Raw genomic sequence first — 17,712 nt, 5'->3', positions numbered from 1 at the left:
AAAGAAGGAAATGTAAGCCAAAGTTATGGCTGAGCATTTCTTTTTTTCTTATAATCATAGTATAGTCAAAGTACAGCGAGGAGGCAAAAGTCCTAAATGGACTTTTGCGGGTAACTTGTGAACGACAGTGAATGTTTTAAGTTACCCCGTGTTCCGACTAAAAGGAGGAAAAAACATGAAATTACTAGAAGTGAATAATTTGAAAAAAATATATGCAACAAGATTTGGTGGAAATCAAGTTCAAGCATTAAGTAATGTAACATTTTCAGTGGAAAAAGGTGAGTATGTAGCGATTATGGGAGAGTCAGGTTCGGGGAAAACCACACTGCTTAATATACTGGCATCTTTAGATAAACCCACAAGTGGTGAGGTTTTACTGCAGGGTGAGAATATTGTAGCAATGAAAGAAAGTGAGATTACTGCATTTCGCAGGGATAATTTAGGTTTTGTATTTCAAGATTTTAATTTGCTTGATACTTTCTCTTTAAAAGATAATATATTCTTACCCCTTGTTTTATCTGGAAAGTCCTATGAGGAAATGGAAAAGAGATTAATACCTATTGCTGAGAAGTTAGGTATAAAAGATATATTGTCAAAGTTTCCTTATGAGGTGTCCGGTGGGCAAAAGCAAAGGGCGGCTGCTGCAAGAGCTTTGATTACGGCACCGCAGCTTATTTTAGCCGATGAGCCAACAGGAGCACTTGATTCCAAAGCTGCAGATCAGCTTTTAAAATTGTTTTCGGAAATTAATAAAGATGGGCAAACAATTCTTATGGTTACCCACAGTACTAAGGCAGCAAGCAGGGCAGGAAGAGTGCTTTTTATTAAGGATGGAGAGATATTCCACCAGCTTTATAGAGGATCAATGTCCAATGAGGAAATGTTTGAAAAAATTTCAAACACACTTACGGTTATTGCCACTGGAGGTAGAGTAAATGAGTAAACTATTTTACCCAAGGTTAGCAGTAATAAATATTAAGAAGAATAGTAAGACATACTTTCCATTTATAGTTACCTGTATATGTACTATTATGATGTTTTATATGATGCATGCTCTTTCAATAAATAAGGGGCTGGATGGTGTAAGTGGATCTGCGGATCTAAAAATTATTCTCCATTTGGGAACAATCATAATAGGAATTTTTTCAGCTATATTTCTTTTTTACACAAATAGTTTTTTAATGAAAAGGCGTAAAAAAGAAATTGGACTGTATAATGTGTTAGGTCTTGAGAAAAAGCATATTGCTAAGGTGCTGTTTTTTGAAAGTATTTTTACTTCCTTTATAAGCTTAACAGCGGGACTTATTGGTGGAATTATTCTTAATAAACTTATGTTTCTTTTGCTTTTAAAGATACTTAGATTTAAAGTGTCCTTCGGTTTTTCTATTTCAGTGCCATCTATAATAATAACTTTAATTGTTTTTATAGGTATTTTTTTTGTAACATTATTATCAAACTTAGTTCAAATTAAAATGTCAAAGCCTATTGAACTTTTGAAAGGGACGGAGCAGGGAGAAAGGGAGCCAAAAACTAAATGGATTATGACCATTATAGGAGTAATAACCTTAGGTACTGGATATGGAATAGCACTGAAGGTTCAATCACCACTTTCTGCTCTAAATTTGTTTTTTGTTGCAGTTATCTTAGTTATGATAGGAACCTATGCTATTTTTACAGCAGGAAGTATTGCATTATTAAAGTTTCTTAGAAATCATAAAAAGTTTTATTACAAAACAAACCATTTTGTAGCCATCTCCGGTATGCTGTACAGAATGAAGCAGAATGCAGTGGGACTTGCGAATATCTGTATCTTAAGTACCGCAGTAATTGTGATGCTTTCTACTACAGTTTCTCTATATGCAGGAATGGAAGATGTTTTGAGAACTCGATTTCCAAGAAATTTAATGGTAAGTGCTTCACAAGTTAGTAAAAGCCAGGTACAAAAGATAGATGAAATTATAGATGTTGAAACAAAAAATAGTAAAGTAGGTATAAATGACAAACTTAACTATTGGGATAATAGTTTTGCAGCTACAAAAAAAGATGGTAAATTTTTATTGAGAAGTGAACCTGGTTATAGTTCAAATATCTCAATGATAGTGCTTATGCCTATTTCGGATTACAATAGATTAGAAGGAAAGAATGTTAGCCTTGCTGATGACGAAGCAATTATTTTTTCAAAAGCAAAGAATTATGATAAGAATAATATTACCATTGGTAACAAAACCTTTAAGATCAAACAAGTATTAGATAAACCTATAGCAGGAATGGAAAGTCAGATGGAGGATATAGTAGATTCCTATGTACTGTTTGTAAATGATATAGATGCTATAGGGAAAAAGGGGTATAAAGAATATACAATTGGATTTGACGTACAAGGAACAGACAAGGACATTTCAGCCCTATCTAAAGATTTGAAGGAAAAATTTATGGAAAATAAGATAGAAGTCCATATTAATAGTGCTGCAGGCAGTAGAGAAAATTTCTTTATGATGTATGGTGGGTTGTTCTTTATAGGCATATTTTTAGGTGCATTATTTTTAATGGCAACAGTGCTAATTATTTATTATAAGCAGATCTCGGAAGGATATGACGATAAGGAACGTTTTGAGATCATGCAAAAGGTAGGAATGAGTAAAAAAGAAATAAAGAAAACGATAAGAAGCCAAGTATTAATGGTATTTTTTCTACCACTTGTTTTTACAGTGATCCATGTTGCTTTTGCGTTTCCAATGATTACAAAGCTGCTTGCCGTTCTATATTTGAAAAATGTATCCTTATTTATGCTTTGCACTTTATCCACAATCCTTGTTTTTGCAGTAATTTATGCAGTTGTATTTTCTCTAACTGCAAGAGTATATTATAAAATTGTTGAATAATACCAAGTGTAACCACCAATTAAATGATATCTGCTTTTCTATCAAAGTGCGTGGGAGTGTTACAGTAGGTAGCCAATCAGATAAGTGGATTTATAATAAGTAATGAAACTTGTAAAACTTCTTATAGATGGAATAAACAGAGTTCTGCCTATAAGAAGTTATTTTTGCTGATTAAGAGGCTTTTTTATTGTCTGATTTTATTCTCTTTTCTTCTGTTAATAAAAGTCCTGATTTTTTTAAAATTGGGATTAGGGCACTATAAATAAGACTTACTAATATTATAGAGACTACTGCGTTGATAAGTGTAGTAACTGCATTAAATTTTGTTAAAATTAATGCTGCTTTTTGGGGTTGTCCCAGGATGTACTGCTTGTAAAAGTATCCTACAATAGGATCAAAAGTTACATTAAATGCGAGTCCACAAGCTGAAGCAATAATGGCCCATTTAAGAACATAAGCTTTATCATTACTATCGTTTATTTTAGCATAATTATGGGCAATTAACCCTGTTATCAATCCAATGCACAATTTTAATACAAAGGTTTTAGGTGCTCCTAAAATATATACGGGATCTAAAAGATCTGATAGTGTCATTCCTATAGCTCCAGCAAGTCCGCCATACCATCCGCCGAGAAGTAAAGCAGCAAGTATACAGAAGGCATTGCCCACATGTAATGAAGTTGCATCTCCTCCTGGCACTGGAATTTTAATTTGAAGAAAAGTAAATGATATAAAACATAATGCTGCTAATAATGCAGTTTGAATTAATTTGATTAGTCTTGAATTTTTGTTTCTCATATAATGTCCTCTTTGTAATAAATGGTATTTTACTAAAACATTACGGATATTATAGCATTAGAAGGATGACATAACTAATGTATCGATACACTAGCAAAATGTAATATTTGTAACCAAAACTATAAGGATAACGTATGCTAAGTGCTAAAGACACTAAGAATACTGTTAATAAGACTCAGATGGAGAAAAAAACTCCACCTGAAACCAAGAACTCTGTTTATTTCTGCTTATATAATCCAAATCCAGTTATAATCAATTTATCCCAACCAGTTTCTTCACTATTAATCCAACTATATTCAATGTTAAGTTCTTTCAACCAAGCATTAAGTCCATTACTCACTTTACATTTTTTATTTAGTCATTGTTTAACGACAATGGGTAATTATATCATAAAACTACTTATCATACAAAATTTCAAAACCTTTTATGGCTCAGGTATCAATATGTACCTTATTTTTGATAAAAATGTAATGATACGGTATGATATGCACATATGAATGTAAATTGGGAAAACTATGTATTGAAATATTGTACATTCGAATAGTATTAGTGAAAAAATATTAAGTGAAATTGAAGCCACTATATTAGACGAAAAAGGAATACTATAGCTGTGGTAGCAGAGGGGTGTCAACTCTGTGATAAAGGATGGGGTCTATGAGTAGGTAATATATGAAGATCTTAAAAATAAGATAAAAGAATTAACTTAAGAAGTAAATAATGAGAGAAATAAGAATTTAATTGATTATAAGTTTCACCTTTGTTATATCAAGCATGAAGCATTTTTATATGAAGCTTTATTTGATATGTATTTTAAAAGAGATTCACAATTCGCTTTTATATCATCATAGGTTTCGTCGAAATTACCTGTGTACCAGGGATCTGCAATGTCACCTGAAGTAGCTGAAAAATGAAGAAGTTTTATAACTTTGTTTTCAGGATCTTGTCCAATTACTCTGAGAATATTTCTTATATTATACTCCTTCATTCCTATGATATAATCATACTTCTGATAATCTAATTTGGTGAGCTGAACGGCATATGTTGCTGTGACATACAAACATTATTCCAATCATATACTATACCTCGTTTAAATAATATTCTTGCTTTGAATTAACATAACAAATAGATTATAACATGACTTTACTATGGACACAAAATCAAGGCTAAGCCTGTAGTAAGTGGAAAATATTTATCTAAACTTAGTGGGAGAAACAAACTCCCACTAAGTAAGATTTATTGATCAAAGAATAATAAGGACTGGTACATCTTATTATTTGCTGGATTATATAATAAAATAATAGACAATATATTGACAAATATAAAAAATATTATTAAACTATAGTAAGACAATATATTGTCTTATAGGAGGAAAAACTTTTATGGATACATATAGAGAAATATTTTTAATGGAACAAACCTATGCAACGTTATTTTCACTGGCCAATAAGCTTCAGGTAAGAGGAGATGAATACCTTGGAAATTTGACTTCAAGGCAGTATATGACCATGGTTGCAATTGCTCATTTATCTGAAGGTAAAACTACCTTTAATAATATTGCAAGAAAGCTTGGTTCCACTAAACAAAATGTAAAACAAATTGTTACTGTCATGCAGAAAAAGGGATATGTTGATGTTATGCCTAATCCTGAAGATAGACGTGCTGTTAATGTAATAATTACGGAAACTGGAAAGCAGGTATTGTATCAAGTTTCAGAAAGAGGAATATTCTTTATGGCACAGCTTTTTAAGGATTTTTCAACTGAAGAGCTAGAAACTATTTGGGGAATGCTGAAAAAACTGTATCGATTTGATGGTGAAGAACAAGATGGCTTTGAAGAAGATAGTAATTTAAAAGTAGATGAAAGTCAGAAAGATGACGCAGCAAGAATATTAAAGGAATTTGAAAATATAAGAAAAAATCAAAGAAAGGAGAGGAAAAATTATGAGAAATAAAAACAACAGGTTAATATGTACTTTTGAATATGTAAGGATTAATGGAATAGATCAGTTTCTGTATCATCTAGGAACAAGCTTTGATAATCCTGTAATGTTATTTTTACACGGAGGACCGGGTTCGGCGGAATCCTTATTTACAGGATTATTTCAAGATAGATGGGAAGAAATATATACTGTGGTTCATTGGGATCAGAGGGGTGCTGGGAAGACCCTGACTAAGAATCCGGATAAACTTCCTACAATAGAGTTGATGCTTCAGGACTTATTTGAAGTTATCCAGTATCTTAAGAAAAAATATAACAAGAAAAAGATTGTTATATTTGGCCATTTCTGGGGAAGTGTTCTTGGGTCGGTATTTATCAGAAAGCATCCGGAAGATGTAGAGTATTATATTGGTGCTGGACAGGTTATTGGTATGGTGGAAAATGAGCAGGTAGGCTATAACAAAGTTAAAGAAATGATTGAAGAAGCAGATGATAAAAAATCATTGAAAAAGCTTGAAAGTATAGGTGAATATCCTGGCAGCAAAACTGTTTTTGATAAAGAGTTTTTGAGAAAATGTAATGTAGTTCGTAAGCTTCAGGGAAAATACAAATTAGGTATGGAGATAGGCATTGATATCTGGATAGCTGCATTTAAAAGCCCCATTTTTAAGTTCTCCGATATTATAGCATTTATGAAGATTTTTAAGGCAAATTCAAAGGTTCACAGTTTCCTTGAGGGCTTTAATCTACGCAGAGAATCCAAAGAATATAAGGTGCCGGTATATTACATTTTGGGGGGAAGGGATTGGCAAGCTCCTCATGTTATAGCTGAAGATTATTTTAAAGATATAAAAGCACCAAATAAAGATATATTTATAATTCCTAATGCAGGACACTTTTTGATGATGGATCAACCTGATCTTGTGTTTGATGTATTGTCAGCAATAAATAAAAAAGAATCAGTTTATCAACAGGTATCGGTTATATAAGGCTAAAATATGATATGATGAGGTATTATCAAGAATCTGAAGTAGAAAATTTATTTGAGTAGGGGAACTTTGCAACATATATGTATAGTTCCTAATTTTTTTATTTTCAACTAACATTGCTAATGTAACAATGTTATGTTATACTGTTTTTATAAAATAGTTGAAGAGGGGAATGAACATATGGAAGAAGAAAATCTAATTTCTAAAAAAGAATTGCTTAAAATAACGGATATATCCTATGGGCAATTATATAGATGGAAGAGGAAAAATCTTATACCTGAGGAGTGGTTTATAAAAAAGTCCAGCTTTACAGGTCAGGAAACATTTTTTCCAAGAAAAGAAATACTAGAAAGAGTAGAAAAAATTAAAAGTTTTAAAAAAGATATATCATTAGATGAGCTAGCAAGAATATTTTCTCCAAATCTTTCAACAGTATTTTTAGAAGAAAGTGATGTATTGAAACAAAACATTGTTTCACAGATTGCGATAAATCTATATAAAACTGCTCATAAAGAAAGTAATGGATTTTATTTTAATGAGTTATTATTTATGGGTATTGTAGATAGGTTTATCAAGTCTGGTAAGGCAAGTTTAGAAGAAGGAAAACTGGTACTTGATACTTTAGAAAAAAACTACAAAAATTTTGATGGTAGATATTGTGATGTAGTGCTTATAAGAAAATTTGGAGTAGGATTATGTTTTTTAATGCTAATACCTAATGAAATATATATTGAAAGGGAAGCTGTACTTGTATTAAAGGTAAATGCTGGAGAATGTGTAGAAGAGTTAAAATCAAAAATAAATTTGTATAATGAAGGGAAGCTTTAAAATGGAAGAAAAATTAGTCGATATGAAAATTTCTGGATCAGGAAAAATCAGCGGTGGGAAATATAATGAAGTAAAAATCAGTGGTTCAGCTAAAGTTGAAGGAGATATAGAATGTTATACTTATAAGTGCTCAGGATCTTCCTCTGCTAATGGAAATGTAAAGGCTGAAACAGTTGGAATTAGCGGCAGCACTAAAATAACAGGAGATCTTGATACTAATGAAATAACTGTAAGCGGATCTTCACATATATTAGGGGATGTTAATGCAAGAAAAGTGAAAATAAGTGGATCTTCCGATATAGGAGGCGGTTTGCATACAGAAGATATACAAATATCAGGTTCAGTTTCTATAGATGGCGACTGTGAGGCAGAAAATTTTAATGCAAGAGGTGGATTTAAAATAGGAGGACTACTAAATGCAGGGAATATTGATATAGAGATGTATGGGAGCTGTAGAGTAAAAGATATAGGAGGAGAAAATATAAAAGTAAGATTAGGAAAGGGCCATTTTTTTGTTAAAATGCTAAACCTTTTTATGAATAGTAATGGACTTGAAGCAAATACAATTGAAGGTGATGATGTTTTTCTTGAAAATACTACAGCAAAGATAGTAAGAGGAAACAATGTTACAATAGGAGATAACTGTAATATTGAAACTGTAGAATATAGGAATGAAATAAATATTGATAGTACTTCTAAGACAGTTTGTGAAAAAATAGATTAAATTATAGAACATTTGGAAGTTTACATAATAAAAATTGACTGTTATACTAATTTTGATATGCTCCCTCCTAGGTAGACAAGTGAAATAATAAAACTTGTTTACTTAGGAAGGAGTGTTTTCAGTGTCATTTAAACATAAGTTTTCCTTTGAAGAAAAAGTAAAGATTGTAACTGAATATCTTAATGGTACTAATGGATTCAGAGAAAGCTGTCGTATATATAATGTAAGTCAATCTGGGTTTAAAGATTGGCTCCGTTTATATAAGACTTTTGGAATTACTGCATTTAAGGAAAATAATAAGTGCAGAAAATATTCTTCATATATAAAGAAAAATGCAGTACACGATTATTTCAGACGTAGGCTTTCAGTACCAGAAATTTTAATTAAATATAAAATGCGTAGTACAACTCAACTCAGAAAGTGGATTATAAAGTATAATAGTCATGAGGAATTAAAAACCTCTGGAACAGGAGGAACAACTATCATGACTAAAGGACGAAAAACCACTTATGAAGAACGGATTACAATAGTTAAATGCTGTATTGAGAATGAAAATAACTATGCTCAAACAGCTGAAAAATATCAAGTATAATACCAACAGGTTTACACCTGGCTTAAAAAATATAAGACAAACGGAGTTAAAGGACTGCTTGACTGCGGAGGTCATATTAAACCTGAAGATAAAATGTCAGGGTTGGAAAAACTTCGCACTGAAAATCGTCTGTTAAAGGCAGAAAACAAGCGAAAAGAAATGGAGATGGAATTCTTAAAAAAACTCGACGAAATAGAGAAGAGGCGATTTTAAGCCAAGTTCAGAATGAAAATATTTATGTGGCGATTCAAGAAATACACAATGAAAAAGAATATCCTATTTCGGTATTATGTAAATTTGCAGAAATTCCACGCTCTTCTTATTATAAATGGTTAAGCCGCAAAGAAAATAAAAATGAAATGTTTAATAAAGTATTGATACTGCTAATAAAAGATGCCTATGAGGCAAAAGGTGGAATTCTTGGATATAGACAAATGACAATAAAAGGCATAAGTTTATAGATATTATAGGAATAGCTATATGTGCTATAACTAGTGGTGCTGAATCCTATAATGGTATTGTAGAATTTTCAGAAGCAAGCGAAGAATGGCTAAGAAGGTATTTTGAGCTTCCTAATGGAATTTCATCACATGACACATTTAACAGGGTATTTTCTCAAATAGATCCTAAACAATTTCAAAAATGTTTTAATGAACTGATTAAAGAGTTATCTAATTTAGTAAAAGGTGAAATAGTATCTATAGATGGCAAAACACTAAGAGGTTCGTCTTGCGGTAGTTCAAATCAAAAAGCAATTCACATGGTTAGTGCCTGGGCAAATGAAAACCAAGTAGTTTTAGGTCAAATCAAAACAGAAGATAAGTCCAATGAGATTACAGCAATTTCTAAATTACTAGAACTATTAGAGTTAAAGAACACCATTGTTACTATTGATGCTATGGGTACTCAAAAGAAAATAGCTGAAGCAATTATAGAAAAAGAAGCAGATTACATATTAGCATTAAAGAAAAGTCAAGGAACTCTTTATAATAATGTAGAATTATTTTTTGATTCAATAATAAAAGATGAAATCAAAGATGTAGATGTACTTAAACTTATTACTAAAGAAAAAAATCATGGAAGAATCGAAACAAGAAAGTATTATTTAGTTAATGATATTTCATGGTTAGATAACAAAGGTAATCGGAAAAATATTAAATCAATTGGAATGGTTGAGCGAGAGCGAATTGTTGGGGATAAAGAAACATTTGAACGTAGCTATTATATAACTAGCCTTGAATCAATAGAATTGTTTTCTAAGGATGTGAGACAACATTGGGGCATAGAGAATAAACTTCATTGGGTTCTAGATGTTTCTTTTAACGAAGATAAGCGTAGAGCTAGGAAGAATAATTCTGCTGGAAATCTAGCAGTCTTACGACACTTATCATTAAATTTACTTAGGGAAGAAAAAACTTCAAAGAAAAGCTTGAATTTGAAGAAACTTAGATGCGCTTTAGATAAAAGTTACTTAGAAAAAGTTATTTTTAACCCTCTACGAGGTAAAGAATAGAAGAAATAATGATACCCCAAGGATAAGTGGATGATTAATTTACAGAACATTGAAACAAATACACACTTACAAAAGTTATTTTACATATTTTAAAAACACATCTTTACATTGGAACAAAATACAATATAAAGATGTGTTTGCCCTGATCATGGTGATTTTAGTTATTGACAACCTTGATTATTGGTGTTAAAATAAATCTAATTTAATAGATAAAATCGTTGATGAGGAAGAGTAGCTAAATTAGTTTAGTTAAAGAGAGTTGAGGATGGTGAGATCTCAATACTACAGCTTGTTGGTGAATGGACCTCTGAGAAGTAAATTGAAATTCAATTTTGAAGAGTAGTGGTTACCGTGTACCATACGATATAATGGTTAGGATATGTTTGTATCTGAATAAGAGGCGTTTTTTAACGTAATTTAGGTGGTACCGCGGAAGTGTTATCTCCGTCCTAATAATATTATTAGGACGGAGATTTTTTATTTTTATAATTTTTTATTTAATAGATAGAAGCCGGCTTTCTATATAAATAATGAATTTATTTTAAAATTATTAAATGTGTATATTGAGAGGAGATTTTTATTATGAATATAAGAAAATTAGTTATAAATTCACTACTTTTAGCAGTAGGTACAATACTGCACCAAATGACTCCACCTTTATTTTTGGGTATGAAACCAGACTTTTCGTTAGCTATGTTATTTATCATAATGATATTAAACGAAGATTATAAATCTTGCATGTGTGCAGGAATAATAGCTGGAGTATTGTCAGCTGCGACTACTGGCTTTCCAGGAGGACAAATACCTAATGTAGTAGATAAAATTGTAACTACAAATGTTATGTTCTTACTATTAAAGCCTTTTAGACAAAAGTTAAATAGTCAAATAAAAATTATGATTACTACAGCAATTGGAACTTTTATAAGCGGAATCGTATTTTTAAGTGCTGCTTTTGTAATAGTTGGATTACCAACAAGTTTTAAGGCATTGGTATTATCAGTAGTCATTCCAGCAGTAGTTATAAATACCATAGCTGCAGTAGTATTATTTAATGCTGTAAATGCTGCTATAAAAAGAAGAGCAGCAGCTTAAATTTAAAATGAAACTATTTATTAAATGTAAGCTTCCATTTAAATGTCAAAAAATTAGTATGATAATATAGAAAAGACATGGTAATAGCACATGTCTTTTTTTATACTGGAAAAAATTACACCCCTGGGGTGTATGATTGTATGATAGAAATATATAAATAGATTTGTATTATTATATGAAAGGCCTTTTAAAATATTTACTAACTTGATTATAAAATATTAGGAGGGGAAAATGCATATAAGTGACAACAATTTTATTACAGAAATTAAAAATAAGAATCCAAAGGCGTTGGAATATGCTTTTGATAGTTATTCTGATTATATATATAAAATAGTTTTTTCGATATTTGGTTCTAATAGGTATTCTACTTATATAGATGAATGTATTAATGATATATTTATGTGTTTATGGAACAATGCAGATAAGTTTGATGACAAGAAGGGAAATTTTAAGTATTGGTTTAAAGCAGTGGCAAAATATAGGGCAATAAATTATAAGAAAAAAGTTATTAAAGATATAAAGGTAGATTGTATAGAAGATTACATGCTTGAATCAAAGGAACAGGTAGAAAGTTTGATTATATCGAAAGAAAACAAAAATGAAGTTATTAAACTTATAAAAGAATTAAATGAGATAGATAGGGAGATTTTCATAAGAAGGTATCTTGTCCAGGAAGATATAGTTGACATAGCAAATTCTTTAGGAATGAATAGAAGTGCGGTTGACAATAGACTTTCAAGAGGAAGAAAAGTTTTAAAGAAAAAACTTATCTTTTTAAGAAATGGAGGTTGTATAAATGAATAAAGACTTATTTGATGAAAAAGATATGCTTGAACTATTTAATTATATATATACAGATGATAAAGAAAATGATGATACAGATTTAAAAATGGATGATTTGAGAAAGAAAAAATTAAAAAAGAAATTATTAAAACAAGTTGAAACTAAAAATAGTTTTAGAAAATTCAGGTATAAAGCAGCAGCTTGTGCAGTGATTGTCGTAATATCAATTGCCGCAGGAGTGGGAGTACCCGTTCTTGCTAAAAATGTTTCTGCATTTAAATCCATAATTCAACTCATAAATAGAGAAAATAAAAGTGATCATGGAGAATATCAGGAATATTCCGAGGTGATAAATAAAAGTGCAGCGGATAAAGAAATAACTTTTACTATAAATGAAGTAGTGTGTGATGATAGTAGTTTGATGATAGGTTACACTGTAAAATCTAAAGGAAATATAAAAGACCTAATGAAAAGTGGAAAAGAAATTATTGAAATGCAGGGTAAAGACAGTAATTTTGTTCCTTTTGGATTAATACAGTATTTAAAAATAAATGGTAAACGTCCTTCAAGTGGTTCAGGAAGTGATGGTAAATATTTAGACAGTCACACTTATGTAAATTCAGAAACCATGGATATAGGAGATAAAAATCTTCCATCTATTTTTAATGTAGATTTGAATATAACAAATATATATAACATAAAAGGAAATTGGAATTTTAAATTTAGTATTTCAAAAGATGAAGTGCTAAAAAACACCAAGACATTTAAACCTAATACTATTATAAAATTTCCTGATACAACTATTGATGTTAAAAAAGTGAGCTTTACACCTATAAATACTATAATAAATGTTACAGGGAAGTACAATAGACAGGATAATAAAAAATATGAATATAATCAATGGTTTATTTTTGATGATAATGGTGATGAAATTTCAGAAAAAGGTATTTCGGGTGATGAAGTCAAAAATTCTGCATCAAGTGATTTTGAGTATGAATATAGATTTGTTAGCTCAAAGCATATCCCGAAATATTTGACTGTTATACCATATAAGGTTAATTATGGTGAAAATAATGTTGAAGTATCTCCGATATATAAAAACATAGATGGAAAATATCCTATAGAACTTTCGCAGGGGAAAATGGGTAAGCTTACAATTAAAGAAATATATACAGACAAGGATAAGACAATTGTTAGATACACAGCACAGGGAAAACTACCGGCAGTGCAAGCAAAAGAATTGTTTATAATAAATAGTGATGAAAAAGTAGTCCAAAGAAAAAATAATGACTTTAGTATTAAAAAAGATAAGGATAACCCTAACTTATATATTATGGAATTTGAGTCTTTAGACAAGAACAAAAAATATAAAATAGGAACCAATGCTTTTAGCGGTTATGAAATAAGAGATGATTTGAAATTTAAAATAGATTTATCTGACAAGTAAAATTATAAATACTGTAAATATAGAGTCTATAAACTCTATATTTACATGTTTTAGTAGGCAACTCTAAAATATTTCTCACTATCAATGGTACATATTTTTCTGCATATCTTATCTTCTACATGTATGAATCTGCCGCCATTTTCAATTTTATCTATAAATGAAGATATGTCTTTGGTATCTCCTTGAACTTCCATTTGAACACTTCCGTCTTCACAATTTTTGACCCATCCAGTCAAGTTAAGTGATTTTGCCCAAAAACTTGCAGAGTATCTAAAACCCACTCCCTGGACTCTTCCAAAAACTTGAATAAAATATCTGCTCATTTAATACACCTTCCTCATATAATATGACATTTTAATACATATAGGTTAATTTTGCAAATTTTATAACCGGAAAAATCTATGAACAAATTTTATATAAAATAATAGAATATAGTGAATACATTTTTTTGAGGTGATTATTAAAAATTGAAAGCAGATATTGTTTTTCAGGGTGGAGGGGTTAAGGCTATTGGATTTGTAGGAGCCATCTGTTATCTAGAACAAAGTGGATATAAGTGGCAAAGGGTTGCTGGAAGTTCTGCAGGAGCAATTATAGCTTCACTTTTAGCTGCAGGGTACAGCGGACAGGATTTAAAAAATATGCTTATGAGTCTCGACTACACTAAATTTATTGATAAGAGCAAGTATTTACCACTGCCTCTTAAGATATTAAAAATGGCAGTAAGTAAGGGACTGTATTCTGGAAGCTATCTAGAAACCTGGATTGAGGCACTTTTAAACGCTAAGAATAAGACCAAGTTTAAAGATGTGAGTTCTAGTGGAAAATCAAATTTAAAAATAATAGCAGCTGATGTAACTAAAAAGCGTCTTTTAATACTTCCAGATGATATAAAATACTATGGTATAGATCCTATGGAATTCAAGATTTCAACTGCTGTTAGAATGAGTATAAGTATACCTTTTTATTTTAAACCAGTACTTTTAAAGTATAACAATATAAATAGTTATATAGTCGATGGAGGAATATTAAGTAATTTTCCAGTGTGGATATTTGATGTTGAAGGAGTTCCAAGGTGGCCGACTTTTGGACTCAAGTTTGAAAAACTGGAAAAGTGTTATAGTAATAGGGAGGATAATTTTATTTCATATGTGCTGGACTTAGCAGAGTGCATAATAGAAACTTATGATGAAACGTATATATCAGATAAAGATATGATTAGAACTATATCAATACCAACTATAGGAGTCAAAACTACTGACTTTAATATAAGTAAGGCTAAAAGCATGAAGTTATTTGAAGCAGGATATAAAGCTGCTTATGACTTTTTTACCAGATGGAATTTTAGAGAATATGTTAACAAACACAGAAAGTCAAATTAAATAAAAGAGGATACGGGTGATTAATATGTCTGAAAAATACTGGCCTGAAACGGTTATACTTTGGGGTGCTGGAGCTACTGAGTCCCTTGGACTCTACGCAACTAAAGAATTAATTGAAATTGTAATTAAAATAAATCAAAATGATTTTTCATTTTTAGAAGGCAAAGATGACACATTAAAAAAAGCATTTAAGAAGCTTGTTACAGAAGATTTAGTCTATCATCCCATATTATCTAAAATATATGATTTAGAAGCTCTGCAGCTGATTATAGGTACAAATACTAAAATAGACATGCATGAGCTTTTTACAATGCTAGATCAATTAATTGACAATGGTATGGGTTTTAATGCTTTTATAAATGGGAGTACTCAGTTTTTAAGAAGTGAGAGGGTAGAAGGTGCTAAAAGATGCCTTATTTTATTGATTGAAGAATTAGAAAGACTTAGTATACAATGTGAACCAGGATATATGGATAAAAATAAACTTGAACCGTATTATGAACTTTCAAAAACTCTTACGGAACTCATGGAAGAAGAGTCATTTGAATTTGACAAAAGAGGTTATCTTAGAAACAGCAGGAGATTTTACCTTTATTCATATGCAATTATATCCTTTAATTGGGATCCTATAATAATGTGGAATGTTTTTAATGCTCATAAAGAGTATAACGACAATCCATCATATTTGAAATGTGGATTAAAACTTAGATTGTTTGATGACTTTGGAACTCAAATAGCAGGTAGAAAACTAGATAGTACTGATAATGAAATATGGTATACAGTAGGAGAACCTCAATGCAAGAGGATTAATGACTATGAATATCCTTCTAGAATTATAAGAATAGGAAAAATGTTATTTCCACATGGAATTTTTGACTCAAGGATATGCCCTGAATGTGGTAAATATATTACTACTTTTGGTGGAAGTTGGTGCAGACTTTCTACCGAAGTTTTTGGACCGTCAATAGTAGATGAATTACAACAAAATTGGAAGTATAGAGGTGTAAAGGAACTAAAAAGCAAGAGAGGAGCTATAGAATGCCCATATTGCGGACAAATAACTTATCCATCAGATATGCCTCTTATAATGCAAACTATGGCAAAAAGGCAGAATATTGCTCCATTAGAAGAAGTTAAAACAGAAGTTGGATTACTAATGAAAAATGCCAAACATATAATTTTTGCAGGTTACAGCCTTCCTATAGATGATATAATGGTGAAAACTTTCTTTATGTCATCTATTGCAGGAAACGATAAGAGTAAATTAAAGTGTACTGTTTTAAATTATGATAAGGATTATTCTGAAAAAGGATGGATTACTGGAGATGATATAACTAAATATTTAAGAGAAGGTAAAAATAAAGAAACATTGGATTGTATAGAAAATGTATGTGATATATTTAATATAGAAAATGTAAGGATATCACTAAAAGGTATACCAGATGTATTTATGAAAAATGGAAAGTGCAGCAAAGAAAAAGTAAAAGACTTATTATATCCAAGAACATATTTTAAAGAAGGATTTCCTATAAACAGGGATTAAAAACAGAGGACAGAGGATAATTAAGGAAACTCTTGAACAATTGTTATAAGTTATGCTAAAATTAAAAAAAATGTCACTATAATAACAATGCATTGGAAAGGAGTTATAAACATGGCAAAAATAATAATATCACCAAGTAAATATATACAAGGAAATGGAGAACTTAAAAATTTTAGTGAACACACTAAAAATTTAGGAAAGTCTTTCTTTATAATTGCAAGTCCAAATGGAATAAAAAGAACTCAGAAGGTTATAGAAGAAAGCTTCAAAGGAAAAAATGTAAGTTTAACCTTTGAACCGTTTAATGGTGAATGCTCAGAAAGCGAGATAAAAAGGCTGTGTGATGGAGTAAAAAAGAGTAATTCTAAAGTTGTAGTTGGCATAGGTGGTGGAAAAATATTTGATACTGCAAAGGCTGTAGCTTATTACGAAAATGCACCAGTAGTAATAGTTCCTACTATAGCTTCAACAGATGCACCGTGCAGTGCACTTTCAGTTATTTATACCGAACAAGGAGTATTTAGTAAGTACTTAATGCTTCCTAAAAATCCTGAACTCGTTTTAGTTGATACTGGTATTGTTTGCAAGGCACCTGTAAGGCTGCTTGTTTCAGGTATAGGAGATGCACTAGCTACTTATTTTGAAGCTAGAGCATGTGCACAAGCAAATGCAGTAAATATGAGTGGTGGAAGGATAACAAAAGCTGCTTTAGCACTAGCAAGATTATGCTATGAAACGCTTTTAGATGATGGACTTAAAGCAAAATTAGCAGTAGAAAATAAAGTTTGTACGGAAGCAGTAGAAAATGTAGTTGAAGCCAATACTTATTTAAGTGGAGTTGGTTTTGAAAGTGGTGGATTAGCTGGAGCTCATGCAATACATAATGGGTTTACAGTTCTTGAAGAATGTCATAATCTCTATCATGGTGAAAAGGTAGCGTTTGGAACAATTGCCCAATTGTTACTTGAAAATAGTCCTATAGAAGAGCTGGAGGAAGTAATAGGATTGTGTATGGATTTAAATTTACCTATTACCTTAGAAGATATGGGAATAAGTGAAGTCAAAGAAGAAGATATACGAAAAGTGGCAGAGGCTGCATGTGCAGAAGGAGAAACTATTCATAATATGCCTTTTAAAGTTACAGCTGATGATGTATATGCAGCTATAATGGCTGCAGATGCCTTCGGAAGACTTCACAAATAA

18 protein-coding genes and 1 other annotated feature are annotated in these 17,712 nt (G+C 30.8%); of the genes, 15 read left to right on the top strand and 3 right to left on the bottom strand.

Translation table 11 applies throughout. From position 1 onward, the window contains the following. Positions 1–175 precede the first annotated feature (175 nt). Positions 176–943, top strand: a complete 768-nt coding sequence (locus EBB51_RS09140) for an ABC transporter ATP-binding protein (protein WP_123054188.1) — start codon at positions 176–178, stop codon at positions 941–943. Continuing rightward, positions 936–2,879: an ABC transporter permease gene (locus EBB51_RS09135; protein ID WP_123054187.1), complete on the top strand. Its 1,944-nt coding sequence runs from the start codon at positions 936–938 to the stop codon at positions 2,877–2,879. The genes EBB51_RS09140 and EBB51_RS09135 overlap by 8 nt, the downstream gene beginning before the upstream one ends. A gap of 171 nt (positions 2,880–3,050) precedes the next feature. On the opposite strand, the gene EBB51_RS09130 is transcribed toward EBB51_RS09135, so the two are convergent. Beyond that, entirely contained in the window at positions 3,051–3,677 is a 627-nt protein-coding gene (locus EBB51_RS09130) for an ECF transporter S component (RefSeq protein ID WP_123054186.1), read from the bottom strand. A 760-nt stretch (positions 3,678–4,437) separates the two neighbouring features. Next, on the bottom strand, positions 4,438–4,734 hold the full coding sequence (locus tag EBB51_RS09125) for a hypothetical protein (RefSeq protein ID WP_123054185.1): 297 nt from the start codon (positions 4,732–4,734) through the stop codon (positions 4,438–4,440). A gap of 322 nt (positions 4,735–5,056) precedes the next feature. Between EBB51_RS09125 and EBB51_RS09120 the strand changes: the two genes are divergently transcribed. The 10 genes from EBB51_RS09120 to EBB51_RS09075 all read left to right on the top strand — a co-directional run bounded on the left by EBB51_RS09120 (position 5,057) and on the right by EBB51_RS09075 (position 13,584). Beyond that, positions 5,057–5,629, top strand: a complete 573-nt coding sequence (locus EBB51_RS09120) for a MarR family transcriptional regulator (protein WP_123054184.1) — start codon at positions 5,057–5,059, stop codon at positions 5,627–5,629. Continuing rightward, on the top strand, positions 5,619–6,605 hold the full coding sequence (locus EBB51_RS09115) for an alpha/beta hydrolase (protein ID WP_123054183.1): 987 nt from the start codon (positions 5,619–5,621) through the stop codon (positions 6,603–6,605). The genes EBB51_RS09120 and EBB51_RS09115 overlap by 11 nt, the downstream gene beginning before the upstream one ends. A gap of 180 nt (positions 6,606–6,785) precedes the next feature. Further along, positions 6,786–7,433: a YhbD family protein gene (locus tag EBB51_RS09110; protein WP_123054182.1), complete on the top strand. Its 648-nt coding sequence runs from the start codon at positions 6,786–6,788 to the stop codon at positions 7,431–7,433. 1 nt (position 7,434) lies between these two features. Further along, positions 7,435–8,157 carry a polymer-forming cytoskeletal protein gene (locus EBB51_RS09105; protein WP_243103818.1) on the top strand — a complete coding sequence of 241 codons (723 nt, stop codon included), beginning with the start codon at positions 7,435–7,437 and terminating at the stop codon, positions 8,155–8,157. A gap of 121 nt (positions 8,158–8,278) precedes the next feature. Continuing rightward, entirely contained in the window at positions 8,279–8,749 is a 471-nt protein-coding gene (locus EBB51_RS09100) for a helix-turn-helix domain-containing protein (protein WP_190285254.1), read from the top strand. Between the two features lie 239 nt (positions 8,750–8,988). Then, positions 8,989–9,210: a hypothetical protein gene (locus EBB51_RS09095; protein WP_123054179.1), complete on the top strand. Its 222-nt coding sequence runs from the start codon at positions 8,989–8,991 to the stop codon at positions 9,208–9,210. Then, on the top strand, positions 9,207–10,262 hold the full coding sequence (locus EBB51_RS09090; RefSeq protein WP_123054178.1) for an ISAs1 family transposase: 1,056 nt from the start codon (positions 9,207–9,209) through the stop codon (positions 10,260–10,262). Before EBB51_RS09095 ends, EBB51_RS09090 begins: the two co-directional genes overlap by 4 nt. Before the next feature lie 209 nt (positions 10,263–10,471). Then, positions 10,472–10,717, top strand: a binding site (T-box leader). A gap of 127 nt (positions 10,718–10,844) precedes the next feature. Continuing rightward, entirely contained in the window at positions 10,845–11,354 is a 510-nt protein-coding gene (locus tag EBB51_RS09085) for a tryptophan transporter (RefSeq protein WP_123054177.1), read from the top strand. A gap of 231 nt (positions 11,355–11,585) precedes the next feature. Continuing rightward, entirely contained in the window at positions 11,586–12,158 is a 573-nt protein-coding gene (locus tag EBB51_RS09080; RefSeq protein WP_123054176.1) for a sigma-70 family RNA polymerase sigma factor, read from the top strand. Beyond that, positions 12,151–13,584, top strand: coding sequence for a DUF4179 domain-containing protein (locus tag EBB51_RS09075; protein ID WP_123054175.1), 1,434 nt, complete (start codon positions 12,151–12,153; stop codon positions 13,582–13,584). Before EBB51_RS09080 ends, EBB51_RS09075 begins: the two co-directional genes overlap by 8 nt. Positions 13,585–13,634: 50 nt before the next feature. Here EBB51_RS09075 and EBB51_RS09070 read toward each other — a convergent pair whose 3' ends face one another. After that, positions 13,635–13,907, bottom strand: coding sequence for an acylphosphatase (locus tag EBB51_RS09070; protein WP_123054174.1), 273 nt, complete (start codon positions 13,905–13,907; stop codon positions 13,635–13,637). A gap of 144 nt (positions 13,908–14,051) precedes the next feature. Between EBB51_RS09070 and EBB51_RS09065 the strand changes: the two genes are divergently transcribed. The 3 genes from EBB51_RS09065 to EBB51_RS09055 all read left to right on the top strand — a co-directional run bounded on the left by EBB51_RS09065 (position 14,052) and on the right by EBB51_RS09055 (position 17,712). Then, positions 14,052–14,966 carry a patatin-like phospholipase family protein gene (locus tag EBB51_RS09065; RefSeq protein ID WP_123054173.1) on the top strand — a complete coding sequence of 305 codons (915 nt, stop codon included), beginning with the start codon at positions 14,052–14,054 and terminating at the stop codon, positions 14,964–14,966. Positions 14,967–14,991: 25 nt separating this feature from the next. Beyond that, positions 14,992–16,509, top strand: coding sequence for a hypothetical protein (locus tag EBB51_RS09060; RefSeq protein ID WP_123055030.1), 1,518 nt, complete (start codon positions 14,992–14,994; stop codon positions 16,507–16,509). A 111-nt stretch (positions 16,510–16,620) separates the two neighbouring features. Next, positions 16,621–17,712, top strand: coding sequence for a glycerol dehydrogenase (locus EBB51_RS09055; protein ID WP_123054172.1), 1,092 nt, complete (start codon positions 16,621–16,623; stop codon positions 17,710–17,712).

The organism is Clostridium sp. JN-1 (genome assembly GCF_003718715.1).
Taxonomy (GTDB): Bacteria; Bacillota; Clostridia; order Clostridiales; family Clostridiaceae; genus Clostridium_AV.
Note: the sequence above shows the minus strand (reverse complement) of the source record. Positions and strands in the feature narration are given on the sequence as shown.